At 43.1% G+C, this 25,730-nt stretch carries 26 protein-coding genes; 17 read left to right on the top strand and 9 right to left on the bottom strand.

Going from position 1 to position 25,730, the window contains the following annotated elements:
- Positions 1-10: 10 nt before the first annotated feature.
- Positions 11-754, bottom strand: coding sequence for a fumarate reductase cytochrome b subunit (locus tag L2703_RS07130; protein ID WP_248970430.1), 744 nt, complete (start codon positions 752-754; stop codon positions 11-13).
- A gap of 264 nt (positions 755-1,018) precedes the next feature.
- Between L2703_RS07130 and prmA the strand changes: the two genes are divergently transcribed.
- The 5 genes from prmA to L2703_RS07105 all read left to right on the top strand — a co-directional run bounded on the left by prmA (position 1,019) and on the right by L2703_RS07105 (position 5,657).
- On the top strand, positions 1,019-1,900 hold the full coding sequence (prmA, locus tag L2703_RS07125; RefSeq protein ID WP_248970429.1) for a 50S ribosomal protein L11 methyltransferase: 882 nt from the start codon (positions 1,019-1,021) through the stop codon (positions 1,898-1,900).
- A 282-nt stretch (positions 1,901-2,182) separates the two neighbouring features.
- Entirely contained in the window at positions 2,183-3,145 is a 963-nt protein-coding gene (dusB, locus tag L2703_RS07120) for a tRNA dihydrouridine synthase DusB (RefSeq protein ID WP_248970428.1), read from the top strand.
- Between the two features lie 23 nt (positions 3,146-3,168).
- Positions 3,169-3,474, top strand: coding sequence for a DNA-binding transcriptional regulator Fis (gene fis / locus L2703_RS07115; protein WP_011635942.1), 306 nt, complete (start codon positions 3,169-3,171; stop codon positions 3,472-3,474).
- Positions 3,475-3,696: 222 nt separating this feature from the next.
- Positions 3,697-4,644 carry a hypothetical protein gene (locus tag L2703_RS07110; RefSeq protein WP_248970427.1) on the top strand — a complete coding sequence of 316 codons (948 nt, stop codon included), beginning with the start codon at positions 3,697-3,699 and terminating at the stop codon, positions 4,642-4,644.
- An 80-nt stretch (positions 4,645-4,724) separates the two neighbouring features.
- Positions 4,725-5,657 carry a surface lipoprotein assembly modifier gene (locus L2703_RS07105; protein WP_248970426.1) on the top strand — a complete coding sequence of 311 codons (933 nt, stop codon included), beginning with the start codon at positions 4,725-4,727 and terminating at the stop codon, positions 5,655-5,657.
- Here L2703_RS07105 and L2703_RS07100 read toward each other — a convergent pair.
- Complete coding sequence (locus tag L2703_RS07100; protein ID WP_248970425.1) at positions 5,640-7,022, bottom strand: S8 family serine peptidase; 1,383 nt, start codon at positions 7,020-7,022, stop codon at positions 5,640-5,642. The two genes, L2703_RS07105 and L2703_RS07100, sit on opposite strands and share 18 nt — an antisense overlap.
- 148 nt (positions 7,023-7,170) lie before the next feature.
- Here L2703_RS07100 and L2703_RS07095 point away from each other — a divergent pair, with 148 nt between their 5' ends.
- The 6 genes from L2703_RS07095 (at position 7,171) to L2703_RS07070 (ending at position 11,561) form a co-directional block, all read left to right on the top strand.
- Positions 7,171-7,659, top strand: a complete 489-nt coding sequence (locus L2703_RS07095; RefSeq protein ID WP_248970424.1) for an RNA polymerase sigma factor — start codon at positions 7,171-7,173, stop codon at positions 7,657-7,659.
- Positions 7,656-8,453, top strand: a complete 798-nt coding sequence (locus L2703_RS07090) for an anti-sigma factor family protein (protein ID WP_248970423.1) — start codon at positions 7,656-7,658, stop codon at positions 8,451-8,453. The genes L2703_RS07095 and L2703_RS07090 overlap by 4 nt, the downstream gene beginning before the upstream one ends.
- A gap of 8 nt (positions 8,454-8,461) precedes the next feature.
- Positions 8,462-8,797, top strand: a complete 336-nt coding sequence (locus L2703_RS07085; protein WP_248970422.1) for a hypothetical protein — start codon at positions 8,462-8,464, stop codon at positions 8,795-8,797.
- Positions 8,798-8,874: 77 nt separating this feature from the next.
- The gene (locus tag L2703_RS07080; protein WP_346347545.1) at positions 8,875-10,047 is read left to right on the top strand and encodes a Kelch repeat-containing protein; all 1,173 of its coding nucleotides are present in this window, start codon (positions 8,875-8,877) and stop codon (positions 10,045-10,047) included.
- A 112-nt stretch (positions 10,048-10,159) separates the two neighbouring features.
- Complete coding sequence (locus L2703_RS07075; protein WP_248970421.1) at positions 10,160-10,675, top strand: hemerythrin domain-containing protein; 516 nt, start codon at positions 10,160-10,162, stop codon at positions 10,673-10,675.
- Between the two features lie 364 nt (positions 10,676-11,039).
- Positions 11,040-11,561, top strand: a complete 522-nt coding sequence (locus tag L2703_RS07070) for an AlbA family DNA-binding domain-containing protein (protein WP_248970420.1) — start codon at positions 11,040-11,042, stop codon at positions 11,559-11,561.
- On the opposite strand, the gene L2703_RS07065 is transcribed toward L2703_RS07070, so the two are convergent.
- From L2703_RS07065 to lptM, 6 genes are all read right to left on the bottom strand, one after another.
- On the bottom strand, positions 11,535-12,272 hold the full coding sequence (locus L2703_RS07065) for an HAD-IA family hydrolase (RefSeq protein ID WP_248970419.1): 738 nt from the start codon (positions 12,270-12,272) through the stop codon (positions 11,535-11,537). The two genes, L2703_RS07070 and L2703_RS07065, sit on opposite strands and share 27 nt — an antisense overlap.
- Complete coding sequence (xerC, locus tag L2703_RS07060; RefSeq protein ID WP_248970418.1) at positions 12,272-13,171, bottom strand: tyrosine recombinase XerC; 900 nt, start codon at positions 13,169-13,171, stop codon at positions 12,272-12,274. The genes L2703_RS07065 and xerC overlap by 1 nt, the downstream gene beginning before the upstream one ends.
- A gap of 15 nt (positions 13,172-13,186) precedes the next feature.
- Positions 13,187-13,816 (bottom strand): DUF484 family protein, encoded by a 630-nt coding sequence (locus L2703_RS07055; protein ID WP_248970529.1) that lies wholly within the window; start codon positions 13,814-13,816, stop codon positions 13,187-13,189.
- Between the two features lie 113 nt (positions 13,817-13,929).
- A complete protein-coding gene (gene dapF, locus L2703_RS07050; protein ID WP_248970417.1) occupies positions 13,930-14,757 on the bottom strand; it encodes a diaminopimelate epimerase in 828 nt (275 codons plus the stop codon).
- A gap of 41 nt (positions 14,758-14,798) precedes the next feature.
- Positions 14,799-16,043: a diaminopimelate decarboxylase gene (gene lysA / locus L2703_RS07045; RefSeq protein ID WP_248970416.1), complete on the bottom strand. Its 1,245-nt coding sequence runs from the start codon at positions 16,041-16,043 to the stop codon at positions 14,799-14,801.
- Between the two features lie 19 nt (positions 16,044-16,062).
- Positions 16,063-16,257 (bottom strand): LPS translocon maturation chaperone LptM, encoded by a 195-nt coding sequence (lptM, locus tag L2703_RS07040; RefSeq protein WP_418357601.1) that lies wholly within the window; start codon positions 16,255-16,257, stop codon positions 16,063-16,065.
- A gap of 67 nt (positions 16,258-16,324) precedes the next feature.
- On the opposite strand from lptM, the gene cyaY reads away from it, so the two are divergent.
- A complete protein-coding gene (gene cyaY / locus L2703_RS07035; protein ID WP_248970414.1) occupies positions 16,325-16,654 on the top strand; it encodes an iron donor protein CyaY in 330 nt (109 codons plus the stop codon).
- Between the two features lie 57 nt (positions 16,655-16,711).
- Here cyaY and L2703_RS07030 read toward each other — a convergent pair whose 3' ends face one another.
- On the bottom strand, positions 16,712-19,174 hold the full coding sequence (locus L2703_RS07030; RefSeq protein WP_248970413.1) for a class I adenylate cyclase: 2,463 nt from the start codon (positions 19,172-19,174) through the stop codon (positions 16,712-16,714).
- Between the two features lie 276 nt (positions 19,175-19,450).
- Between L2703_RS07030 and hemC the strand changes: the two genes are divergently transcribed.
- The 5 genes from hemC to L2703_RS07005 form a co-directional block, all read left to right on the top strand.
- Complete coding sequence (hemC, locus tag L2703_RS07025) at positions 19,451-20,380, top strand: hydroxymethylbilane synthase (protein WP_248970412.1); 930 nt, start codon at positions 19,451-19,453, stop codon at positions 20,378-20,380.
- A gap of 23 nt (positions 20,381-20,403) precedes the next feature.
- A complete protein-coding gene (locus tag L2703_RS07020) occupies positions 20,404-21,129 on the top strand; it encodes a uroporphyrinogen-III synthase (protein ID WP_248970411.1) in 726 nt (241 codons plus the stop codon).
- Positions 21,130-21,204: 75 nt separating this feature from the next.
- On the top strand, positions 21,205-22,440 hold the full coding sequence (locus L2703_RS07015; protein WP_248970410.1) for a uroporphyrinogen-III C-methyltransferase: 1,236 nt from the start codon (positions 21,205-21,207) through the stop codon (positions 22,438-22,440).
- Positions 22,437-23,606: a heme biosynthesis HemY N-terminal domain-containing protein gene (locus L2703_RS07010; RefSeq protein WP_248970409.1), complete on the top strand. Its 1,170-nt coding sequence runs from the start codon at positions 22,437-22,439 to the stop codon at positions 23,604-23,606. Before L2703_RS07015 ends, L2703_RS07010 begins: the two co-directional genes overlap by 4 nt.
- Before the next feature lie 350 nt (positions 23,607-23,956).
- On the top strand, positions 23,957-25,730 hold a 1,774-nt coding region (locus L2703_RS07005), incomplete at its 3' end, for a retention module-containing protein (RefSeq protein ID WP_248970408.1).

The raw sequence follows: 25,730 nt of genomic DNA, 5'->3' as shown, positions 1-25,730 counted from the left end.
CATATCCTTATTACAAACCAGGAACAAACGGCACAACAGGCAGGCTGAGTGACCGGCCGATAATGATGTATGTCAGCAAACTTGCCACACCAAGCACCAGCAAATAGGCAATCAATACCTTTGCAAACTTCAATAATGCAAAACGCTTTGTGGTCAGGCCCCATTTCACCGACACCCGATATAAACCAAAGATGGCATGCACAGTCACCGCGGGTAACAGCAACACATAGAGCATCCATGCATTGTGATGCACAACCCGTTCTGCCGACAAATGCGGGCCAATTTCAGGGTTTGTCATCATGGCAAATAAGTGCACCGGAACAAGAAAAAACAGTAAAAAACCACTGACCATTTGCCAGAACCAAATGTGGGTATCTTCATGTGGTAAAAATTTCATCTGTTGACGCAGGGCTCGCCACTGGCCAATTTGACTAGGAAAACGCCGTAATGCAAACACCGCATGAACAACCACAATTAACAACATAAAAGCAGAAAAAACTTGCGTTAAAATGGGGTAGCCATGGCCAGTTTCACTAAAAATGCCACCCTCAAGAAACTGCGCAACCTGATAAAAGGCCTCTTTACCTAATAAAATGCTCGACTCAAAATGCAAATGCATAATCAGAAAAAGCCCTAACAACACACCGGTTACACTTTGTAATCTGTCTGCTCTTGCTGCCCATTTAGGGTGCGAGAACCCCCTCGGTTTATCGGTTAACAAAACGGCTTTTGCCGGCAAAGGGTTTGCGGCCATAAATCAATACATCCTGTGCTGACACAATAAGATAGGATGACAATAGCAAGAGTTGTTCAACAACATCACTGCGCAAAAAACAATCCGTGACTGCGCTCACCTATATTTACTGGTTTGTTAGAACCCGATCACATATACCCAATCAACTTGGCTTGCCAGCAGCACGCTTTTATCAATAAGCATGATAAAGTCGCGATAAAACGCACAAATGCAGGAGGTTTGGGTATAATAGCGCTCAATTAATTTATTGATTAGGAACATTCCATGGCTTGGATCCAATTGCGTATTCACACTCATCGCGACCACGCTGAAATGCTTGGCGACTTATTAATGGATCAAGGTTCAGTTTCCATCACCTATGAAGATGGTCAAGATGAGCCCATTTTTGAACCTAAATTGGGTGAGACACCCTTATGGCAAGACACCATCTTAATCGCCTTATTTGATGCCGAAACCGACTTAGCCCCCACGATTGAGTTTTTAGAAACCATGCCGTTCTTAGGGAAAGGGTTTAGCCATAAAATTGAACAAGTTGAAGATAAAGACTGGGTCCGTGAGTGGATGGACAGCTTTCACCCGATTAAATTTGGCCAACGCTTATGGATTTGCCCAAGCTGGCGCGAAATTCCAGATCCACAAGCCGTAAACGTTATTCTAGACCCAGGTTTAGCCTTTGGCACCGGCACCCACCCAACAACAGCCCTGTGTTTAGAATGGTTAGACAGTCTAGATTTAACTGACCAAGAAGTGATCGACTTTGGTTGTGGCTCAGGCATTTTAGCCATTGCCGCCATTAAACTTGGCGCTAAAAAAGTGACGGGGGTCGACATTGACTATCAGGCGATTGATGCTTCTAAAGCAAATGCTGAGCGAAACGACGTGGTCGATCAATTAGCCTTGTATTTACCAGAAAATCAGCCAGAAAACTTACAAGCCGATGTGCTTGTCGCCAATATTTTAGCCGGACCATTAAAAGAACTTGCTCCGTTGATTGCTGAAAAAGTAAAAACCGGCGGCAAGCTTGCTTTATCTGGCTTATTACAAGAACAAGCACAAGAAGTGTCTGACTTTTACAGCCAATGGTTCGATATGGAGCCCGCTTGCCATAAAGAAGACTGGAGTCGCTTGAGCGGTATTCGTAAATAGTGCCATCGAGGTACTCATGTGTGGCAAGTTATGCAAACTTGCCACACATTATTGTTTACAGCTTGTTAACAAACGTAAAAATACCCCGCGTCAATAAAAAATACTCAGCTACAACTCGCACCAGCACTCAAATATCATCAAAAAACGCCAATAATTAGTCAAAGATGTGACAGCAAATAAAAGTCAAGCAAAAAAGTTGCATTTAGGTCATTTATTGACCTTTTCACGGCCGCCAAAAAGGGCTACTATAGCGCCCCTTTGAAGAGCAAGGTGAAGTTCGCAATGCAAATTGGCCCTTATCAACTGTCTAATCAGCTGATTGTGGCACCAATGGCAGGTGTCACTGATCAAGCTTTCCGAAATCTCTGTTTACGCTACGGCGCAGCTTTAGCAGTATCAGAAATGCTTTCATCCAATCCTGAAGTTTGGGACAGCGATAAAAGCCGCCAGCGTATGACGCATTCTGGTGAGGAAGGTATACGCTCCGTACAAATTGCAGGTGCAGACCCTGAGTTAATGGCTAATGCCGCAAAGTTCAATGTTGAACAAGGCGCGCATATCATTGATATCAACATGGGCTGCCCGGCAAAAAAAGTGAATAAAAAGTTTGCCGGCTCAGCGTTGATGCAAACCCCCGACTTAGTCAAAGATATTTTGCAAGCCGTGGTGGGAGCTGTCGATGTGCCAGTAACGTTAAAAATTCGCACAGGTTGGGAGCCTGAACACCGTAATGGTGTTGAAATAGCCCAAATTGCTGAACGTTGTGGCATTGTTTCACTCGCCGTTCACGGCCGAACCAGACAATGCATGTACAAAGGCTTTGCCGAGTACGACACTATCAAAGCAATTAAACAGAATGTCTCAATTCCTGTTGTCGCCAACGGGGATATCGACAGCCCGGAAAAAGCCAAGTTTGTGCTTGACTACACCGGTGCCGATGCCCTGATGATAGGAAGAGGTGCACAAGGAAGGCCCTGGATTTTTAAAGAAATCCTACATTACTTGGAAACAGGTAAAAAGTTAGCGCCAGTTAAGATGGACGAGCAACGCAGTGTGATGCTTGAACACCTTAACAAACTTTACGACTTATATGGCGAATACAAAGGTGTCCGATTTGCTAGAAAGCATGTCGGGTGGTACCTAAACCATGAGGACCAGCGCCAATTTCGTGCTGACTTCAATCGGCTTGAAACCGCTGCCCAGCAACATTCCCTCGTAGAATGTTATTTTGATGAATTAGTTTAGAATTTAATAAAGAGCAGAATAGAATGTTTGATCAGACAACTAACACAGAAGTTCACCAGCTTACCGTAGGCAAAATCGAAACAGCAAACGGCACTATCAAGCCGCAGTTATTACGTGACGCAGTTAAACGTGCCGTAACTAACTTCTTCTCTCAGTTAGACGGTCAGGAAGCTTCTGAAGTATATGAAATGGTATTGTGCGAAGTAGAAGCACCTTTACTAGACATCATTATGCAACACACTCGTGGCAACCAAACGCGCGCTGCTAATATGTTAGGTATCAACCGTGGTACTTTACGTAAAAAATTAAAGAAATACGGCATGAACTAAGACCTAGTGTCTAAGTGATTGTAATAAAACGGGCTTATCAGCAATGGTAAGCCCGTTTTGTTTTACACCGGCACAGTAGTAAAATAGCAATATTTACAAACACTTAAAAAAACCAATTTGGTTGCTTAATATTTTTTGCAATTTTTTTTAAAATAAATGGAATAGAATATGTCGCTGCCTCGTTATCACTATGTCAATCACGACAACAACGAGGAAACTACAATGAACACATTATTTAAACCAACTTTAATCGCACTAGCGTGTTTTTCAACAATGGCAATGAGTGCTGAAATGTCTGTTTCAACCTCAACATCTGCACAAGCTGATGTGCAATTTAGCCAAGGTCAATCCACCCAAATGAGTGGCAGTGTTACCCTACAAAATAATAACCAAACTGCAGCAACGAGCAATACTAGCGGTAACGAAACCACTACTGAGCAAAATACTGCAACTGACACTACAGACACGAGTGAAACAAATGACTCTGGCTCAATGACGGCAGAATCATCAACATCAGCTAACGGCGAAGTCACGTTATCAATGCCAACAGAAACGCTAACGGCAGTCAACTCATTAACGAGTACAGCGGTAGACACTACAAGTGCTAATGTGGATGCTGTATCGCAAATTGCAACCTCGCAACTGACTGATCTAGCCAGTGGCAGCGTGACGCTGGCTACTGAGTTAGCAGGTCAAGCGGCGACCACAGCCCAAATGGCATCAACTCAAACATTAGCCTCGGTGTCAACAGCGGCACAAACAACAGCGAATGCATCAAGCCAATTAATAGCAAGCGCAGCAAATAGCGCACTGACTACGGCTAACTCAACCGAACTTGCGCTCGAAAACGCAACGAATGGCGCAACCGAATTAACAACGACCGCAGCAGCTAACAGTGCAACACAACTGCAAAGCAGCATGGCTGCCAATACACTCGTTGACACCAGCAACGCAGTGTCTGCAGCGACCAACTCAGCAATCTCACAAGCAACCTCATCGGCTATAAACGCCACGGCATTAACCACGGTTCAACAACAGTTACAAGCAAGTACAAATGAATTAGTACAACAAAATGCCCGTGAGCAAGTCACACAGGCGGTCAGTCAAACCATTAATGCTGAAGTGAATAACACGATCCAAAATACGATTCGATTAACCGGCGGTTTATAACCCAGCCAAACTAATCCAACCTCGTTTACGCCGGCAACCTTGCCGGCTTATCTTCCCAGTGGATTTTAGGAACTGATATCATGGCCTTATTAACTCGTTATACCGCACTCTCAACAGCAATCGTACTGGCCAGTGCGTGCCCATTATTATGGGCAAAAGTATGGGCAAACGACACCGCAGATGCCTGGTCTGTGAGCGGAAAAGCGAAGGCGGGGATGGAATATCAATCTAACGTCAATATTAGTGAACTTGAACAAGCCAGCGGCGAGTCTGACACGGCAGTCGTTGTGGATGCACAAATTGATATGGGGTGGCAAATTAGCGACAATTTGCGCCTCGATGGCGGCTACAGTTTTAATGACAAAAGCTACCAAACGGCCAGCGATTATGATTCACGCTTACAACTAGCCTTTGCTGACATGAGCTATGCACTGACCTCAACCACTCTAGGTGCCAATGTGTATTATGCCAAAGCCGACCTAGATAGCAGCGACTTTTTAACCTTAACCCAATTTAGCATTTACACTATGCACAGCCTATCTGACAGCTGGTTTTTGCGCCCAAATGTTACCCACGCAGACAAACAGTTTGCCCAAATCCAAGCGCGTGATGCCAAAAGTAATAGTGTTGCTGTTGATTCATTTTGGTTTTTTAATCAGGGGCAGCGCTTTATTTCACTAGGGGTAACCTATGAAGATGAAAAAGCCAATACCACTGAGTTCAGCTATACCTCGACAGGCTTAAACGCTCGCGTGTCTAATCAATTCTCATTATGGCAAATACAGCAAACAATCCAATTTGGAGCCAAAATGAGTCAGCGCGACTATCAAGCCGCTGACAAGGATAATCGTCGGGATGATGTGCATCAGCAATTTGATGCGACATGGGAAGTTAATCTAGGTCAACACTGGGCGGTATTAACCTCTGTTGAATACGGCGATTTTCAGTCGACATTGAGCACTGCCGACTACGATGAAACCCGTGCAGGATTAATGCTACAAGCCAGCTTTTAAAGGACGGCTTAACAAGCCATAACCATATTGATAGTCTTTTCCCGGTTCGCCTAAGTCTTGCGCTTGTTGTTGTAGTTGCTGCACAACTTGCGCCAGAGTCAATGTGGGAGATGATGCCAGTAAACACGCTACTTTAGCACTCACAACAGGCGTCGCCATTGACGTACCACTCTCACGACCTATTGAGCCATCTGCACGAGCGGTTAATACTTTTACCCCATTTGCTGCAAAGTCGATATATTCACCTTGATTAGCCCAGCGATATAATCGGTTTGAATCATCTACTGCGGTAACGGCAATGACCCCATCATAGGCGGCGGGATAAAGAGGTGCGGCAGCTGGGCCGCCATTACCCGCCGCAGCCACTAAAATAACGTCTTTTGCCACTAATCGAGAAACGACCTCAGCTAAAACGGGGTTATTAGGCCCGGTCAAACTCATATTAACCACTCTATTTTTTTGCTCTACCAACCAATTTAACGCCTGAAGAATGCTTTCGAGCGTTGCTCCTTGTTGGTATTCATTTTGCGCATAAAACGCCTCTGCACTGTATAAGGTTAACGAAGGTAATAATGGGCTTAGTACTTCACTTTTACCGGCTAAAACGCCGGCGACTGCCGTGCCATGGCTATAGGAGGTAGGCATGGTTGCGGGTAAAAAGTCTTGTTGAATTAACGCAAAATCCTTGTTTTTACCCGACCAAGCCGGATGATTAGGGTTAATTGCAGTATCAACCATACCTAACACAATCGGAACGTCACACATGGCTAGGGGAGTGTCTGCTTTGACATCTTTAACAGTATTTTGCTCAGCCACAGAGCTCGTTTGTGGTTGGTAAATAAAATTACGACTTAAATAAGGCGCTAACAGCTCAGGTAATTGTTGACGAAGTTGGGCGGTATTATTTAACGACTCAGGAACGCGCAACTTAATCAATTGTAAGCCGATACTGTCTAAACTTTTGCGATGTTGTACGTACTCATTTAAGGCCGGCTCAACAGCCAAAACCTGTTGCCATTGAGGTTCAGATAGCAAGATCAGCCATTCACGCTCAACCGCTCGCTGCCCAAGCTCCACTTCAACCTCATTCCAAACAAGCTGTTTACGGGTATCTAATATGGGTAACACGCTAGGCAATTGCACTAGCGGGTCTAATAACTGGGCTTTAATCGTGAGTGTTTTTTGCAGTTGTTGTTCAATTAAGCGTTGTTGTTTTAATTCTTGTAGACGCTCAGCATTACGATTTACGCTGCGGTCAAGGTGATCCACTATGGTGTCAGGCAACTGAGTAATAGGTAATAGCTGGGCTGTAGCAACCCAAGGCACAAAGGCTAAGCTTAATAATGTCAGTTTATATCTTTTCATTGTTCTCATTGATCTACCTTGGCGTATAGTGTGTAACATTAAAACGTCTGACAACAATAAAAAATTCCCTCTCTTTGGAATAAATTAATCTGTTGACCCGTTATCAATACAAGGCCGACTTTAAGGCAAAAAGAGTATAACTTAAAATATGAAGACAGAATTAACCACATTACTGCCCGCATTAAGACGCTTTGCATATTCATTAACAGGCTCAATGCCCGATGCCGACGACTTAGTGCAAAATACACTGCTGCGGGTGTTAAATTCACCGCCACCAGAAGATGTCCCTATAGCAAAGTGGGCATTTAAAATATGTCGCAATCAATGGATTGATGACTATCGAGCACAAAAAGTGCGCACTCTCGCAACCGCAAAACCAGAACTACAATCAGAAAACTACAGCGATGGTGAGGCCGATATCATTAACGACATAACACTCGGTGAAGTAAACCAAGCAATGAATAGCTTATCTAACGAGCAACGAGAAGTATTGTCATTAATTGCTGTACAAGGCATGAGTTATACTGAAGCGGCAGATATTTTAGCCATTCCAACCGGCACCATTATGAGCCGCCTAGCAAGAGCAAGGGCCAATATGGTGAGCTTTTTTAAACAACCTAATGGGAGCATGGCATGAACTTAAGCGATGAAACCTTATCAGCCTTTTTAGATGCCGAGCTGCCAGAGCATGACATGGAAAAGGTCAGAATGGCATTAATAGAAGATGAAGCCATTGCTGAGCGATTAGCAGAGTTAGCCATGGTCGATGCGATGGTAAAAGACCATTATCAAGCAATTGTTCAGCAACCTATACCCGCAGCGACTCAAGCATTATTGGCCGATGCTGAGCCTGTTGCAACCAATCCTGTGATAGATAATTCAGTCACAGACAATCCAGTGAAAAACAATGTTGTCGAGTTTCCTTGGTGGCGCAAAGCGCAGCAACAGGTTCAACAATATGCTGCGGCCATTGCCGTTATTGCCCTCATTGCTGGCTATGGCGTTTATCAAATAGAGTCGCCAACCCAAAGTCAAACCAGTATTGCCGCGCAAAATGATTTGTGGCTGCAACAAGAAATTAACGAACAGCTCACGCAACTACCCAGCGGTGTTGACACTATGTTAGATAACGACAGCGTAATGACTGTTGAGCTCAGTTTTTACAATCAGCAAGGGCAATTATGCCGCCAGTATGCTGTGCAAAATACCACTCAAAAAAGTCACACCATTGCGTGTGCACAACAGGGGCAATGGCAGCAGGTTGCCAGCTTAGAATATAACACCCATTCCAATAATCAAAGCGGGCAGCAAGCTCAATATCAAACAGCAAGTGCTGGCTCCCCACTTGATGAAGAACTCGATAAGCTTATGGCTGACGCACCACTCACTGTGGCGCAAGAGCAACAAGCATTACAACAATTGGTAAAGTGAAGGTAAACATGCATCAAAAGGTCAAGATAACTGTTGGGTTAGTCATCGCCATTATCGCCATCGCCACACTCAGTGGTTGTGCTAACCACACACTAACCCCACGATACAAACAAGCAAATGGGTACCAGTATCTTGAGCGAAAAATTACCGATAACTATTACATGCTAGAGATTGTCAGTAAAAATAAGGCCACTCTACACACTAACAGTCTCACTCAGGCGTCAACGTTAACTGAACAACTGGGGTTTGATTGGTTTATTATTGTCGAGCACAACAATGCAGACAACCAACCACCCAACAAATACAGTATCGAAATACGTATGGGTAAAGGCGTTAAACCATAAATCGAATATCCAGTACTTACGGTCACTGGCATTAAACAACACGGCCAGTAAAAACCATCAATTAAAGGACTCAATCCATGTTTTGCTTAACCAAGCTTAACTTTCCTCGCTTACCATTTATTGCTCAGCACCCAAGCTTAGCCAGTATCATGGCATTGATTGCCCTGACAATAGCGATACCGTCAACAGCAGCTCAACTGGCGCCGTTGCCGCAAGCGGTCAGTAATAACGCAGTCGCCATGGTGCATGCCAATAAACAAACATACTTACTGAGCTTTATGGGGTTAGGTAAAGGCAAAGATTATCAAGCTGTACATAATCAAGCGTGGGCATTGGCGCTCAATCATCCAAATAATGAATGGCAATCGATTAAAGCTGTGCCATTTGTCGCGCCACTCTCTGGTCGCTTAGCCTCCATTGCCGTGGGATTAAACGAATACGCCTATGTGTTTGGTGGTTATACCGTGTCCAAAAATCATGATGAAATAAGCACAATAGACAATTACCGATATGCAATTAGCACCAACAGCTACCAGCGGATTGCTGACATGCCTGTCGCGGTTGATGACACCACCGCAGCGACCTATCAGCAGCGTTACATTTACTTGTTTGGCGGCTGGCATAACGACGGCAATGTTAATTTAGTCCAGGTGTATGACACCCAAACCAACACATGGGCACAGGCCAGCCCCATTCCCGCGCCTGCTGTGTTTGGTCAAGCGGTAGGCATGGTAGATAACCAGCTAGTGCTGTGTGATGGAGTCACAGTGCAGCCACGTATTAATGCTCGCCGAAGCTATCAAGCCTCACCAGTATGTTTATTTGGCCAGATAAACCCTGACAATCATTTAAGGATAGATTGGCAATTATTGCCGCACTATTCTGTTAGCAATCAAACCTTAAACCAATCAACTTCACCTACCGCTCATTACCGAATGGCGGCTACAGGGGTAATAACAGCTAAAGGTGGCCAAATCGTCTTTTTAGGTGGCAGTGATAATCCGTACAATTATTCAGGTATTGGCTATAACGGGCAGCCAAGTGAACCAACTGGCCAGCAGTATCGTTTTGATCTAGCGAGTAAGCAGTGGCTAACGCCACAAGCCTTATCGCAACCGAGTATGGATCACCGAGGGTTACTTTGTTGGCAAAATAATTTATTGCGCATTGGTGGCATGCTGGCAGAGCAGCAGGTGAGTAATTTGGTATTGAGCACGGCACTCAATCCCGGTGAAACATGCGCTATCTAACCCATGGTTCAAATCAATATGTGAGTTAGCTAACAACTTTATGGTTTTTATTTGAGCAAACCAAAAGAGGCATATAAAGTACATGTAATTTGTATGCCTCTTTGGGATTGCCATGTTAACCGAACACGCCACACCTGTATTACAGCAATTATCTTTAATCGCGTTAATTGATCATATTGAAGCAACCCATCATCAGTATATTCGTGAAACGGCGCCGTTATTAGTCGAGTACACTGAAAAAATGGTCAAGGCACATGGTGAACAGCACAGTGAAATAAAACCATTAGCCCATGCGGTGAGTGAGCTAATAGCCGAACTGATGCCACATTTGATGAAAGAAGAGCGTATTTTATTTCCAGCCATCAAATCACTAAGCCTGGGTCAACCAACCAATGGATGCTTTGGCCATATCAGCAACCCCATCAGCATGATGTTGCATGAGCATGAAAATGCAGACCAAATGTTGCATACCATAAGAAGCCTTACCAATAACTACACCCCACCTGCTGGTGTCTGTCAAACGTGGCAAACCTGTTATCGCACTTTGGCAGAGTTTGATGCCGATTTACAAAACCATATTAAGGTTGAAAATACATTACTTTTTCCAAAAGCGCTGGAAATTAAGTGATTCACCGCATGAGTTACTCTGTAATGAGTATGTTAGACACGTCTACTGTAGAACGAGGCGGATGAATGAATAGTGGTACTCTTTCAAAGCTATGCAACGCATGTTTAAGCCCTATTAACGCTTGCCACAAAAGAACGCCCCTGCCGCTTTTGCTTTGCGTTTTCGCGATTTGAAAGGCAGCACAATGACGGTACAGCGACACCTTAATCAAAGCGCTTGGACACATTAAGAGTCGTCACTTATTAATACACAATGGTATATTTTCAAAAGCAAATCTGTGCTCTCCCTTTGCAGATTTGCTTTCTTTTTATGGTGAAACTTCTTACAGTGACATTATCTAGATGCTGCGTTATAGGAGCTCAATATGTCGCCACACCATTATCCTACCTTCGCTTTAGATGATATCGCCAACTTACAAGAGTCAGCACAAGTAGAATTTAAACTCGCTGGCGGGCGCGACGGCAATGGCAAATTGCCTGAAGGTATGTGGGAAAGTTACAGTGCTTTTGCTAATACCTTGGGCGGCGAAATCATTTTAGGAGTGAAAGAGCAACAGGGGCAATTTACTATCGAAGGGATAGTCAATCCTATGCCTATGCTGAGCGAAATCTGGACAATCCTTAATGATCCTAAAAAAATCAGCCATAACATTTTAGCGCCAACAGATGTGCAAATTATCGAAATCATGTCTAAAAAGCTTATCCGCATTCACGTCCCGAGTGTCGACGTTAAACTCAGGCCCATTTATGTCGGTACTGATCCCTTCAGTGGAACCTATTTTCGTGTAGGCGATGCCGATATGCACGCTAGCCCAGAGCAAGTTAAACAAATGAGCTTAAAAGCTGGGGTGGACCTAACATTAAAGCAATCTAAGCAACAGGGTTAACTGGTTAACTTCAACATGGGGTAATACCGTTTGGGCGGTTTTGTGTTTTTGTTGCATGCAAGGGTTTAACCAAATACTTTGGCACCCTGCCATTTTCGCGCCAGCAATATCTGACAATGGATGGTCGCCAATATGCAACAACTGTGAAGGCTCAATCACAAGCTGTTTGCAAGCAAGTGTAAACATATCACTGTGAGGTTTCATTTTAACGCCATGCCCGGGGTGCAACACAAACTGCATCACCTCACTTAAACCAATACGCCTCGAGTCAACATTACCATTGGTTATGCCTATTAAAGGAAACTGCTGCCCCAATTGCTGCAACACAGCTAATACGTCAGACGCCACAGTAAAGTCACTGCGATGATGATGAAAACAGTCCATTCCTAATTGTGCGCCTTGGCTTGCTTGTGTTTCGGAATAACCAAAGTGCAGTAATCCCTGATGCAACATTGCATAACGCGCCGCACTGGTGTCGTGAGCCAGTTCGGGTCTCAAGGTAAAAAGGTGATGTTTAAGCTGTTGCCATTGCTCACTACGCCAAGCTGTTGTCGCAGGATAAAGACGATTAATTAATTCAAATAATTGCTCAGTGGCATGTGTAACGTAAGGACGATTATTATAAAGCGTGTCATCTAAATCAAAACTAATGGCTTTAAAGGGTTGTAGGCGTTGATATTGGATAATAGAAGCTGATTGTTGGTATGTCATTATTTTCCCCTATCTTTTTTCGCTCTTGGATGCGCTCCATCATACACTTTTGCAAGGTGTTGAAAGTCTAAACTGGTGTATATTTGTGTCGTCGATAAATTAGCGTGACCCAGTAACTCTTGCACCGCACGTAAATCTTGGCTTGATTCAAGCAAATGAGTTGCAAATGAATGACGCAACTTATGTGGATGAACTTTTACCGACATCGCTTGATCTTGGCCCCATTTAGCCATGCGGGTTTGGATGCTTCGATGTGACAAACGCTTTCCCTGTTGGCTCACAAATAATGCATCACCAGCATTTATACACGGCAGTTGCTGACGGCAGTCTAGCCAGTCTTTTATTGCCATTAATGCCACTTTACCTATTGGTACAATGCGTTGTTTACTGCCTTTACCTAACACTTTCACTTCAGCTTGCTCAAAACGAATATCAGCACAATCTAAACTGGCTAGCTCAGCTAACCGAAGCCCGCTTGAATAAAATAACTCCATGATCGCTTTGTCTCGTAAACTCAAAGGGTCATTTCCTTCAATCGCCAGTAAATGACTCACAGCATCGACATCCATGTTTTTAGGTAACGGTTTGTTTTGCTTAGGAGCACTTAAAGTTTGAGCGGGATTAACGCTGACCACACCTTCTTGCAGTAAAAACTCAAAAAATTGTTTTATTGCAGATAAGCACAAAGACAAAGAGCGCGGGCTTAACCCTTTACGGTGTAGCCCCGCTATCACTGCTTGCAATTGCTCTGTGGTGACCGCGACTAAATCAATGTCGTCTGCCAATAAGGCATCAACACGGCGCAATTCAAATAAATAATTACGCACAGTGTATGCCGATAATTGCCGCTCTGAAGTCAGATATTGGCCAAATACCTCTTGCCAGTCTGTTGGCTTCATTGATCAGTCCCTCGGTTATAATTGCGGTAATATATGGTCTAATAAATGACGTAACTGACTAAATAATAAAGAGTCCATATCTGGATTAAAGTGAGTAGGATCTTTACTCGCAATGGCAAAAATCACTTGGCCGTTATTGTCAGATAACTTAGTTAATGCCACAGAGCCGACTTCGCTGCCAAATAAACGCGACGATTCAGAGTGAGTTAAACGGCCAAAATAGTAACCACTTTGCAAACGGTGACGCCAGATATTAGATAACTCGCTGTCAATTTCGTGAACGGTAATCAACCTAACATGGCTAAAACCAAACTCACCTTTTAAACCATCAGACAATGTTTGACGTAATTCCCCCAGGTCTTTACATGCCAGCAATTTAAATGATAATTCATTATTAAAGTTGAATATTCTTTCATTATAAGTGGCGATTTTCATCAAAGAGGTGATCTCTTCTTCTAGCTCAGTCACACGCTGTCGCAATAACTCCTGACGCCGCTCAACCAAAGAGACTGCGCCACGTTCAGCATGCGGAATACGCATCGCAATCAATAGCTCAGGATAGCGGTTAAAGAAATCAGGATTATCTAATAAATACTCTCTGATCAGCATTTCATCAAATGGAAGTTGGTGTATATTTGTGCGCATTTCTGAGCCTAAATCATGCCCTATAGTATTGATGTCTTTCGCCTTTGTACTACTCACTGTTTCCAGCGCATTATGGTCGTTTTTAGTGGTTGATACGTCTGTGGTCATGTCGCTCATAGTTGGATATGTCCATCGTATACGTGTTCGGCAGGCCCCGTCATCCACAAGGGTTTACCTTCTCCGTCCCAATTAATCACTAAGCTGCCACCGGGTAAATCGACCCTTACTTGCTTATCGAGTTTGTCTTGTAATTGACCAACAGCCGCGGCAGCACAAGCACCTGTACCACACGCTAAGGTTTCGGCAGCACCACGCTCATAAACACGCAATTTAATGTGGCTAGGGCTCATAATTTGCATAAAGCCGACATTCACCCCTTTAGGGAAACGTTCATGGCGCGTCAAACTACTGCCTATCTCGTCAACATTGACGGCCTCAACATCATCAACTTCAATAACACAATGCGGGTTACCCATTGAGATAGCACCGCATAAGTAAGTTTGCATTGGTGTTTGTAATAAATAGGTTTTTTCGCTTTTTTTAGCTTTAAACGGTATTTGGCTCGGCTCGGTAACGGGCACCCCCATGTTAACGGTAATATGACCATCCCGTTCAATGCGTAAAGTAATTTTACCCGAGCTGGTGCTCACGCGAATTTTGTTTTTTTGTGTTAAGCCTTTATTTCTAACAAATCGCGCAAAACAGCGAGCACCATTACCGCATTGTTCGACTTCACTGCCATCTGCATTAAAAATACGATAATGAAAATCGAGATCCGGATCATAAGGCGGTTCGACCAATAATAATTGATCAAAGCCAATCCCAAAATTTCGATCGGCAAGACGTCGAATTTGCTCAGGCGAAAAAAACACATTTTGTGTTACGCCATCAACGACCATAAAGTCATTACCTAGCCCATGCATTTTGGTAAAATGGATCACGAAAGTTTCCTTTTAAAACGTTATACCAATAACAAGTTAATTTACGGTAGCAGGTGCTCACCTTGCCAAAGTTGTTCTAGTGTTTCACGCTGACGTACCACCACATCTTTAGCCCCATCAACCATAATTTCAGCCACCCGAGGACGTGAATTATAATTAGATGACATGGCAAAGCCATAAGCACCGCTTGAACGAACGGCTAATAAATCACCAGCTTTAACGGCTAACTGTCTATCTTTCCCTAAAAAGTCACCCGTTTCGCATACTGGACCTACAATATCATAAGCAAACTTGTCTGCATCCGTTTGTTTCACCGGAATAATATTTTGCCAGGCACTGTACAGTGATGGTCGAATAAGATCGTTCATCGCACCATCGACAATAGCAAAACGTTTGTCACTGTTTTCTTTTAAATACAACACTTGGGTAACAAAAATACCTGCATTAGCCGCAATAGCGCGTCCAGGTTCAAAAATTAACTTTAATGGGCGCCCATTTAACCGCTCAAGTAAAGCCGCAGCATAAGCATTTGGGTGTGGTGGCGTTTCGCCGTTATAAGTCACCCCTAAACCGCCGCCAACGTCAAAGTGTTCAATTACAATACCTTGGCTAGCTAACCTATCGATTAACGCTAACATACGATCCATTGCGTCTAAAAAAGGTTTAATTTCAGTAAGCTGAGAACCAATATGACAGTCAACGCCTTTAACCTTTAAGTGAGGTAGAGAGGCCGCACGGGCAAAGACGCGTTCCGCTTCTTCCATTGCAATGCCAAATTTGTTTTCTTTAAGGCCTGTTGAAATATAAGGATGTGTACCGGCATCAACGTCTGGGTTTATGCGCAATGACACTGGCGCGACTTTGTTTAAACGCCCTGCAACGTCGTTAAGCTGTTCAAGTTCGGCACTCGACTCAACATTAAAACAATAAATGCCTAGTTGCAGTGCTTGCTCCATTTCTGCAACCGTTTTACCCACACCAGAAAACACCACTTTTTTAGGATCGCCACCTGCCTGTAACACTCGCGACAGTTCACCGCCAGACACAATATCAAAACCACTGCCTAAACGAGCAAGCACGTTTAATACCGCTAAATTTGAGTTCGCCTTTACTGCGTAACAAATAAGGTGTGGGTGATCAGCAACCGCATTATTGAATGCATGCCAATGACGCTCTAGCGTTGCTCTTGAGTAAATATACAATGGCGTGCCGTGTGCTTTTGCCAACTGCGCCACGTCACATTCTTCTGCAAACAATGCATCGTCTTGATAAGAAAAGTAATCCAAAATAAGGTCCTTATAAATGCTATTCTTGTTGTGAAATAGAGGGTTGTAACTCTGCTGCTTCTGTTTTATCAAGCCCATTAGTACTGACTGTTTTCGAGGCAACTTGATTGGCCACAGGCTCAGGTGATTTGTACAACGCCCCCTTTTGACCACATGCGGTTACAAATAGGCTAGCAAGCAAAATAAATAAAAGCAGTCTCATTTTTCTCAACATCTGTGCATCTAGTGAATAATGGTCTTATAATCGCATTCATAACGCAGAAAGCAAAGGATAGAAATGCATGGCAATGACAGATACTGAATTTCATCGATTAGCAGATGAAATGTTTGGCGAGATTGATAACGCTGTTGAACGAGCGATTGATGAGCAAGATGCCGATGTCGATATTGACGCGAGCGGTAACGTGTTGCAATTGTCTTTTGAAGATGGTTCGCAAATCGTGATCAACAAGCAAGAGCCGCTTCATGAAATATGGATAGCAACAAAGTTTGGCGGTTTTCACTTCAATTACACTGATGGTAAATGGCTAGACACTCGTAACAGTTTGGAGTTTATGCCTTTTGTTATTGATTCAATCAAAAAGCAAAGTGGTATTGAGCTAGATATTTAGCATACTCAATGGGCTCGGCAATCACTGAGCCCATTTTGGTGTCTACTGCGTCATTGGCTAAAATGCCGTTCCCATTTCATCATCGGATAACCCAAAAGGGTGAACCTGTAACTCGCCTTCTATTCTGCAAAGCTGAAAAAACTGCGGCATATTAAATACGGGTAAACGCTGCTGTCGCTGATTAAATACATACAAATGGCTTTCTTTGCCGACAAAGTCTTTCATGCTGACATGTTGATATTGCTTTTGTGTAAGCTGATTATTTTCATCAACAATAAAGACATCTAATATTTCATTTCGCTCTCGCAAAAAATATTGCTTTGCACCTGTGGCTACAAATTGCTGAATAACCGAAGGAACACTGGCATAAGGATCATCAATTAGTTCTGGCCTTGCTAAGACCAAATTTTCCACCAAGTCTTTTTTCACTGTAGTATCAATTTTGCGGTACATCATTCCTAATGAATTGAAGTACATGCCATACCGAAATTCACCCACGGTAATTTGATGCATTAAGGTGTTTGTTTGACTGACTTTTTTCATCAAGCCATAACAGCGAAATAACAGCCCTTTAAGCTGATTAAAAATTGGCTGCTTCAATTTTGCCGAGCAACTAATAATAGACAAATCCACCTTATCGTCAGATCGTTTTAACCCCAAAACAATAAACGAAATCGCTTCTAATAATGCGGTATCACCATGAAAACGGTGACTGTGCCATTCACCCCAACTGTTTAAACACACCACCGCAACCGAAGATATCAGGTTGGTTTTATCACGACCAAACGACAACACATTAAGGTCAAGATAATCAAACATCAATTCTTGTCCCTGCCAGTTTACTGTTGGGTCATCATCAACGTTAACCACAAATACAATTTTTTGATAAAACCAGGGCTCACATAAATGGCGTTTTGACACCATAGGCACATTATGTAAAACAGGGATCAGTTTACGGCTTAAATACCCAAGTTTATCCGCGCGGCGGCGCCCTCTCCCCACTTGTGTCCACTTAGTATCCGCTGTGGCAAGGCCGTTCATTACTGCCCACGAAACAAGGCTACACACATTGTCTGCATCATGAATCACCTGGTTTGCATGAATGCTCGCCAACGAATCGCAAAGCTCATCTTCTGAGGCGACACTTTCTGGTGGCATCTGGCGGTAGAGATAAAATCGAGTAGACGCCTCACAATAGCGAACAACTAATTGAGGCTCTTGAATAGACAAACTCCACAACCGATTGAGCGGCTGCAGTATATGGTCATCATCACTAAAATAGGTGTGTAACTTACGCGCAAGTAAACCGAGTTCTTCTACACGCATACGATCACTTAACGCTTGGGTAGAAGCAAATTGCAGTAAATTTTTATAACTGGTGAGGAGTAATTCGCTTAATTGCTGATTAAACCATTTAAGCTGTCCAGAGTGCCAATTAGGGCTGTTATCTAACGCAGCTATTAACTCTGGACTCCAGTGCCATTGAGCCACTAACTGCCTCATTTTATGAGCACGCCAATCATGCTCATTTTGCAAAGAGAGTTGCGATAACATCACCCCTGACTTTAAGTAAAAGCAACGTCTCACTATTTCTAAACGATGATGATCTTCTTGTGCTAATAAATATTGTTCAATTCTGTAATAAAGCAGCAAATAAGCGTCGTTATCACAACTAAAATTTTGCTGCTCACACAATTGCCAAATTTGTTGTGTAATAAGCGTTGTATTAGGGTACTCAGCCGCGTACGTCTCAAGCAGTAAAACTTTCAACAATGCTTTATGAGGCTTATTTAGCCCTTTGTATAACTGCCATAACGAGGCACCAAAGTATTCTGCTGCTGGTAACGACGTGACATCGCCTAGATACAATAAATGCGGATATTGTGCAGTAGCGTGCTGACTGGCACTTGGCCACCATGCAACGGTTTTGCCCGCTAAACAAATGTGTGTCCGATAAAATTCCTCGAGCAATAACCAATGTTGGCTACTGCCACTGTGCTCTAAACCCAGAGATTGACCGCTCTCACATACGTTTGAGTCACGAAATTGCATTGGGTGCACAAGGTAAAAATTAACTTCAAAATCAAAACTGGCAAACCAATCTGTCAATAGTTTGTTTTTATCATTGACTAAGTTTAGCTCTGCCTGGGTTAGCCCGTGTTTATACACCAGCCACACATCAATATCACTTTGCTGATTTTGGCCAAAACTTGCCGAACTGCCCATGGCATAAACGCCTTCAAAGGCCATCGAGTTAGGCTGTAGCACTGTTGGGATAGGCAATGACATGGCTTTACACGCTGCGATTGCCTCGTCACTCAACGAAAAATAGTCGATGCCACAAGGCGTATTCTCATTCAAGGCACCGGGTAAGTCAGCATGGTTAACTTGCAACATTAACGGGATTAGATGAAATAACTGCTGTTGCGCTTGAGGCAGCACACTCAGTACTCGCGCCATTCGAATACGATTAAGCTGCTGAGCTAATGCTTGTTGATGACATGCCGTGACAATTGCCAAAGCTTACTTCCTTATATCTTTCGCTAAATGCATACGTAACAGAGCTAACACTAATGATAATTGAATTTACCACTAATAAAGCAATGTTGGACATCACAATTATATCAAAACTGTGATCATCGTAACATTGAATCACCCATTAACTTACACTAAAAAGATATCAACAAGACCAATAAGCACTACAGACTTCAAACAATTAGCATCGATTTGTTACATCCAAGCTTAGGCAATGATAGCATTAGCTTAACTAAGGCTATCTGACTTGGATTTACTACTATGTCTGAAAATGTAATTCGTATTGCAACCCGTAAAAGTCCACTGGCTATGTGGCAAGCAGAATTTGTTCAAGCTGAGCTTGAACGTCTCCACCCAGGATTACGGGTTGAACTACTGCCCATGAGCACCAAAGGTGATGTCATTCTTGATACTCCATTAGCAAAAGTGGGCGGTAAAGGCTTATTTGTAAAAGAACTTGAAGTCGCCATGTTAGAGAATCGTGCAGACATTGCGGTCCATTCAATGAAAGACGTGCCGGTCGATTTTCCTGATGGATTAGGATTACAAGTCATTTGTGAGCGCGAAGACCCACGTGATGCGTTTGTTTCAAACAACTACAAAGCGATTAACGAACTACCTCAGGGCGCTGTAGTGGGCACTTCAAGCTTACGTCGCCAATGTCAAATTCGTGCTGCTCGACCAGATTTAATCATTAAAGACTTACGTGGTAATGTCGGCACGCGTTTAGCTAAACTCGACAGTGGAGACTACGACGCCATTATTCTTGCTGCTGCAGGCCTTATCCGTTTAAAACTTAATGATCGTATTGCCAGCTTTATTTCTGCCGAAGAGTCACTGCCAGCGAATGGGCAAGGTGCTGTAGGAATTGAGTGTCGTACTGATGACGAGCGCGTAAAAGCACTATTGGCCCCTCTTGAACATCTAGAAACACGTTACAGAGTACTTGCTGAACGTGCCATGAACACTCGCTTAGAAGGCGGCTGTCAGGTTCCTATTGGTGCATTTGCAGAAATCGATGGCGATACGTTAACTTTACGTGGTTTAGTGGGTAATCCAGATGGCAGCCACATTATTCATGGCACAGTCTCTGGCCTTAAAACAGATGCGGTAACCCTAGGCCAGGCATTAGCTGATGATTTATTAAGTCGAGGCGCTAAAACCATTTTAGATGCTGTATATGCCAGCTAACTTATGGCAATGAGATAATAAAAATGAAAGTCTTGCTAACGCGCCCACAAGGGCGCAATCAAGCAATGGAGGAGCAACTCGCACTCAACGGAGTTGCTTATCTTGTTACGCCTTTACTCGACATCACAGCAACAAGCGAAGCATTCAATCAATCGAGTCTGCTCCACACAGATAATTTACTGTTTATTAGTACCAATGCCGTAAAGTTTGCAGCTCAAAAATTGCAGCACTTTCCAAGTCATTGTCGTTATTTTGCCGTCGGTCAGGCCACGACTGATAGCCTCTCACAATTTAATATTCATGCCTATACATCCCCAGACTCAAGCCAAGACAGTGAAGGACTGCTGTCTTTGCCACAACTACAACATGTTGAAAACCAAAACTTTCTGATTATTCGTGGTGTCGGTGGCAGAGAAACATTAGCAGAGCAATTAACCGCACGTGGCGCCAAGGTCAACTACTGGCAAGTGTATCAACGCACAACACCAGCGCTTAACGGTCATGACATCTACCGGCAATGGCAATCATTTGGTATTGACACCATTGTGGTCACCAGCGGTGAAATATTATCCAACCTAGTTAACCTTGCGCCAAAAGAATCATTTGCATGGTTACGCTCATGTCATATCATAGTCCCCAGTAATCGCGTCGAAATACAAGCAAAAGCAATGGGATTAAGCCATATTACCAATGCAAATGGAGCAAATACTCAAGCGACACTTACGAGTTTGGGCATAAATTTGTTATGATATTGTTATGTAGCATCGACATGCATTAATTAACATTGCTTTTATTGGTTGTATTTTTGCTTTCAAGGACTGTTCATGGAAAACAATAAAAAAGATCCAAACTCACCAGCAAACCAGGAAGAGAAAATCATCTCTCCTGCTCCTAGCGCTGATGAAAAGCCTGCAACGGCCAAAAAAACTCAAACGAACCAATCCTCAACTGGCAAAAATAAGCCGCATGAGCAGAGCAAAAGCACACCCACGAATCAGCAAGGCCATCGCCAATCCAGTTCTTGGTGGATTAGGCTTGGCGTGCTATTGAGTTTAGTGATAGCGATTACTGCAACCTTAGGCTGCTATTGGCTTTATTTACAATTAGATAAGCAAGACGGTAGTCAAGCTCAATTAGGGAAAAACATCTCCGAGCAAGTCAAGCAAAATCAATCATTAAAGTATGAAATACAACAAGTTGAAATGACTAGCAATAAACGCTTGTCAACATTAGAACAGCAGCAACTTAACGATACCAAAGCGTATGCCAAGCTTGCTGAGCTTCAACAATCAACTAAGTTATTACAAGAGCGTGTCAACGTTATTGCTCAACGTAGCCCTAATCATTGGATGGCTTCTGAAGCTGAATATCTAGTGCGAATGGCCGGTAGAAAACTGTGGCTAGAAAATGACCCACAAACTGCAATGGGCCTATTGCAATCAGCAGATGAACGTATCAGTGCAATGAAAGATCCTGCGTTAACCGCTTTACGTAAAGCGTTAGCGGATGACATAAACAAAGTAAAAACATTAAAAACCACTGATATTACCAATACTATTTTTGAATTAGACACCGTTATCGACAGTCTAACGCTATTGCCACTGAACCGAGCAAACGAAAATTTTGCCAAGGGATCTGGCACACAGCCAATTACAAACTCAATTGACGACTGGCAACAAAACCTCGCGCGTACCTGGCATGATCTCACCGACGGTTTTATCACCATCCGTAAACGTACCACGGATTTAGAACCACTGTTATCACCAGAGCAACAATGGTATTTGGTCGAAAATATTCGTAATAAATTGCTGCAAGCACAGCTGTCTTTATACCGCTTTGACCAAACTAATTATCAGCAGTCTATTGCGCTAGCTGACAAATGGTTGCAACAATATTTTGATTTAACAGATCCAAAAACCCAGCAGGCTATTGAAGCATTAGATAAGCTTGCTAAAGTCAAAATTGAGAAAGTGACGCTCAACAAATTCCAAGCCTCACCCTTGCTTCAACAACTGGTTACCTACGGTGAAATCATGCCGGCGGAGGAACTTGCACAATGATTAAAACATTAGTGTATGTGTTGATTATATTAATTGGGTTATGTTTAAGCCCGCTCATTATTGGGCAAAGTGGTTATGTTTATATCGCAATAGGTGAATATCAAATTGAAACCAGTTTGGTTGCTGCCGTTGTTGGTTTAATTGTCTTTTATTTTGCACTGCAATTAATTGAATGGCTGTTGGTACTGCTCCTTAATATAATATTAAGTAGCCGTTATTTACCTGCTAAGTGGCGAAAAAAGGCAGCTAAAAAACACACTTTGATTGGCGCACTTGCCATTGCCGAAGAAGACTGGCCAGCCGCAGAGTCAGCAATGGCTAAGGGAGCACAACAAGGCGAAATCCCCTTGTTAAACTTATTCGCAGCAGCACGAGCGGCTCACTATCAAGGCAAAACAACCGCACGTGATCACTATTTAACTCAAGCAGAAAAAAATCCTGTTGCTCAAACGGCTGTTAATACGTCTCGGGCACGCTATTTCATCAAACAAGGTGACTTAGTTAAAGCAAGAGCCATTGTTGATAAACTTAGTCCTACCAGCAAAAGTAGTGCTCCTGTTTTAAAATTAGCGATGGATCTTTATCAACAGCAACAAGACTGGCAAGCGCTTAAATTAATATTACCCATTGTCGCTAAACGTAAGTTACTCAGCGAGAACGAGCTAGCGACATTAACAATACAAACTAATACCATTTTATTGACAAATGCTGCTAAAGAATCTGAAGCTGAACTAGAGAAGTGTTGGCAATGGCTGAGCAAAGCTGAACGTAGCAATGAGCAACTTGTTATTACCTATGCGCATGGTTTAAACGCCTTTAAACGCAAAGAAAAGGCTTTAAAATTACTCAGTAAACAACTAAAAACACAACCATCATCAACACTATTTAACGCATTACCAGATTTAATTTCTGCAGACGATGTCGAAATACATAAATTAATTGAGCGCCTAGAACCAACACATGAAAATGATGCTGACTTCCAAACCTGTCTCGCCAAGCTTGCGATGCAAAAACGTGATGCGAAACAAGCTAAGCTCCATTGGCAAAACGTTTGTAGAATAGCACCTACGCGACAAACTTGGTTAGCACTTGCTCAAGCGCAAGAGCAACTTGGTGAAAACACGTCAGCGACGCAAAGCTATCGCAAGGCCGCAATCACAACCTAGTACTTAAGTATTATTTTAAATCTTCACATACATAAAAAACCGCATTTTGTGCGGTTTTTTATTTAGTATTACTCATCTATGCCGATAAAAATTACTAATACCATAAGTAAAATTTTGTATAATTCTTACACGGCTAACATTGTGTCAATTTAAGTTAACAAATTATTTTTCAGATACTTATTTAATATTCCTGTAACGTCAAAAAATTGACCATATTGGTGTTAGGTGGTAGTATTGTTAGATTGTAGTTAAAAAATTTTTTTAACTAATAGTATTAGTATCTAGTTTCGCAAGATCGTACATACTTAGGTATTAATTATCTGGTTTATCAAAGCTGTTGGGAGCTTCAAATGGGATCGATGATAACATCACAAAATGGTATACTTTCTGCCTCAGAAGGCCAAGTGACCGTAACAATTAATAATGAAACTGTTGAGCTGCAACTCGGCCAAACCGTTCCAGCGGGCGCTAAAGTTTTAAGTAACGAAGACATCAGTTTCGTTATCACTTTTGATGATGGTACCATCTTTAATAGCTCAGAATTGCCTAGCGATGACACGCTTGTTAATGCAGCACAAGACGATCAAGTTGTCGATCAAGCGGCTTTAGATGAAATTGAAGCTCTTCAAGCGCTTATTGCATCTGGTGAAGATCCAACAGAAGAATTACCTGAAACGGCCGCAGGCTCACCAACAGCTAATCAAGGCAACTCAGGTTACATTGCGGTTTCCCGTGATGGAAGCGAAACACTTGCAGATAATGGCTACGACACGACTGGACAAGCGGCTGCCCCAACAGCTGTTATTCAAGAAGAAGGCGTAGGTGAAAACGATTCCCCATCAGTTTTAGTCAACGATGCTATCACAATTAGCGAAGATCAAATTGCTTCAGGTAATGTTTTAAGCAATGACACAGATGCAGATACAGCATTAAGTGTGGTCAGCTTTGAAGTGAACGGCGAAACCTATGATGCCGGTACTGAAGTGACCCTAGAAGGTGGCGTTTTAGTTATCAATGAAGATGGCTCATACACCTTTACACCAAACGAAAACTGGAACGGCAGCGTTCCTGTGATCACTTACACCACCAATACCGGTGTTACCGCGACATTAACCATCACAGTGACCCCTGTTGATGATCCGTCGGTACTGGTTAATGACAGTAATACTATCGCCGAAGATACCGTTGCTACCGGCAATGTATTAGATAACGACAGTGATCCAGACTCAGATCTCAGCATCGTCAGCTTTGAAGTGAACGGCGAAACCTATGATGCCGGTACTGAAGTCACTCTAGAAGGTGGCGTTTTAGTTATCAATGAAGATGGCTCGTACACCTTTACACCAAATGAAAACTGGAACGGCAGCGTTCCTGTGATCACTTACACCACCAATACCGGTGTTACCGCGACATTAACCATCACAGTGACCCCTGTTGATGATCCGTCGGTACTGGTTAATGACAGTAATACTATCGCTGAAGATACCGTTGCTACCGGCAATGTATTAGATAACGACAGTGATCCAGACTCAGATCTCAGCATCGTCAGCTTTGAAGTGAACGGCGACACCTATGATGCCGGTACTGAAGTGACCCTAGAAGGCGGTATCTTAGTACTTAATGCTGATGGCTCGTACACCTTTACACCAAATGAAAACTGGAACGGCAGCGTTCCTGTGATCACTTACACCACCAATACCGGTATTACCGCGACATTAACCATCACAGTGACCCCTGTTGATGATCCGTCGGTACTGGTTAATGACAGTAATACTATCGCTGAAGATACCGTTGCTACCGGCAATGTATTAGATAACGACAGTGATCCAGATTCTGATCTCAGCGTCGTCAGCTTTGAAGTGAACGGCGACACCTATGATGCCGGTACAGAAGTCACTCTAGAAGGTGGCGTTTTAGTTATCAATGAAGATGGCTCATACACCTTTACCCCAAATGAAAACTGGAACGGCAGCGTTCCTGTGATCACTTACACCACCAATACCGGTATTACCGCGACATTAACCATCACAGTGACCCCTGTTGATGATCCGTCGGTACTGGTTAATGACAGTAATACTATCGCTGAAGATACCGTTGCTACCGGCAATGTATTAGATAACGACA

The organism is Shewanella basaltis (genome assembly GCF_023283885.1).
GTDB lineage: Bacteria > Pseudomonadota > Gammaproteobacteria > Enterobacterales > Shewanellaceae > Shewanella > Shewanella basaltis.
Note: the sequence above shows the minus strand (reverse complement) of the source record. Positions and strands in the feature narration are given on the sequence as shown.

Coding starts and splice junctions, on each gene's coding strand:
- L2703_RS07065 (WP_248970419.1), bottom strand. CDS start 12,272: ATGACATACCAACAATCAGCTTCTATTATCCAATATCAACGCCTACAA.
- L2703_RS07095 (WP_248970424.1), top strand. CDS start 7,171: ATGAAGACAGAATTAACCACATTACTGCCCGCATTAAGACGCTTTGCA.
- xerC (WP_248970418.1), bottom strand. CDS start 13,171: ATGAAGCCAACAGACTGGCAAGAGGTATTTGGCCAATATCTGACTTCA.
- lptM (WP_418357601.1), bottom strand. CDS start 16,257: ATGTTGAGAAAAATGAGACTGCTTTTATTTATTTTGCTTGCTAGCCTA.
- L2703_RS07020 (WP_248970411.1), top strand. CDS start 20,404: ATGAAAGTCTTGCTAACGCGCCCACAAGGGCGCAATCAAGCAATGGAG.
- cyaY (WP_248970414.1), top strand. CDS start 16,325: ATGGCAATGACAGATACTGAATTTCATCGATTAGCAGATGAAATGTTT.
- hemC (WP_248970412.1), top strand. CDS start 19,451: ATGTCTGAAAATGTAATTCGTATTGCAACCCGTAAAAGTCCACTGGCT.
- L2703_RS07075 (WP_248970421.1), top strand. CDS start 10,160: ATGTTAACCGAACACGCCACACCTGTATTACAGCAATTATCTTTAATC.
- L2703_RS07085 (WP_248970422.1), top strand. CDS start 8,462: ATGCATCAAAAGGTCAAGATAACTGTTGGGTTAGTCATCGCCATTATC.
- fis (WP_011635942.1), top strand. CDS start 3,169: ATGTTTGATCAGACAACTAACACAGAAGTTCACCAGCTTACCGTAGGC.
- L2703_RS07110 (WP_248970427.1), top strand. CDS start 3,697: ATGAACACATTATTTAAACCAACTTTAATCGCACTAGCGTGTTTTTCA.
- L2703_RS07105 (WP_248970426.1), top strand. CDS start 4,725: ATGGCCTTATTAACTCGTTATACCGCACTCTCAACAGCAATCGTACTG.
- L2703_RS07100 (WP_248970425.1), bottom strand. CDS start 7,022: ATGAAAAGATATAAACTGACATTATTAAGCTTAGCCTTTGTGCCTTGG.
- L2703_RS07070 (WP_248970420.1), top strand. CDS start 11,040: ATGTCGCCACACCATTATCCTACCTTCGCTTTAGATGATATCGCCAAC.
- prmA (WP_248970429.1), top strand. CDS start 1,019: ATGGCTTGGATCCAATTGCGTATTCACACTCATCGCGACCACGCTGAA.
- L2703_RS07055 (WP_248970529.1), bottom strand. CDS start 13,816: ATGCGCACAAATATACACCAACTTCCATTTGATGAAATGCTGATCAGA.
- L2703_RS07080 (WP_346347545.1), top strand. CDS start 8,875: ATGTTTTGCTTAACCAAGCTTAACTTTCCTCGCTTACCATTTATTGCT.
- L2703_RS07090 (WP_248970423.1), top strand. CDS start 7,656: ATGAACTTAAGCGATGAAACCTTATCAGCCTTTTTAGATGCCGAGCTG.
- L2703_RS07015 (WP_248970410.1), top strand. CDS start 21,205: ATGGAAAACAATAAAAAAGATCCAAACTCACCAGCAAACCAGGAAGAG.
- dusB (WP_248970428.1), top strand. CDS start 2,183: ATGCAAATTGGCCCTTATCAACTGTCTAATCAGCTGATTGTGGCACCA.
- L2703_RS07130 (WP_248970430.1), bottom strand. CDS start 754: ATGGCCGCAAACCCTTTGCCGGCAAAAGCCGTTTTGTTAACCGATAAA.
- L2703_RS07010 (WP_248970409.1), top strand. CDS start 22,437: ATGATTAAAACATTAGTGTATGTGTTGATTATATTAATTGGGTTATGT.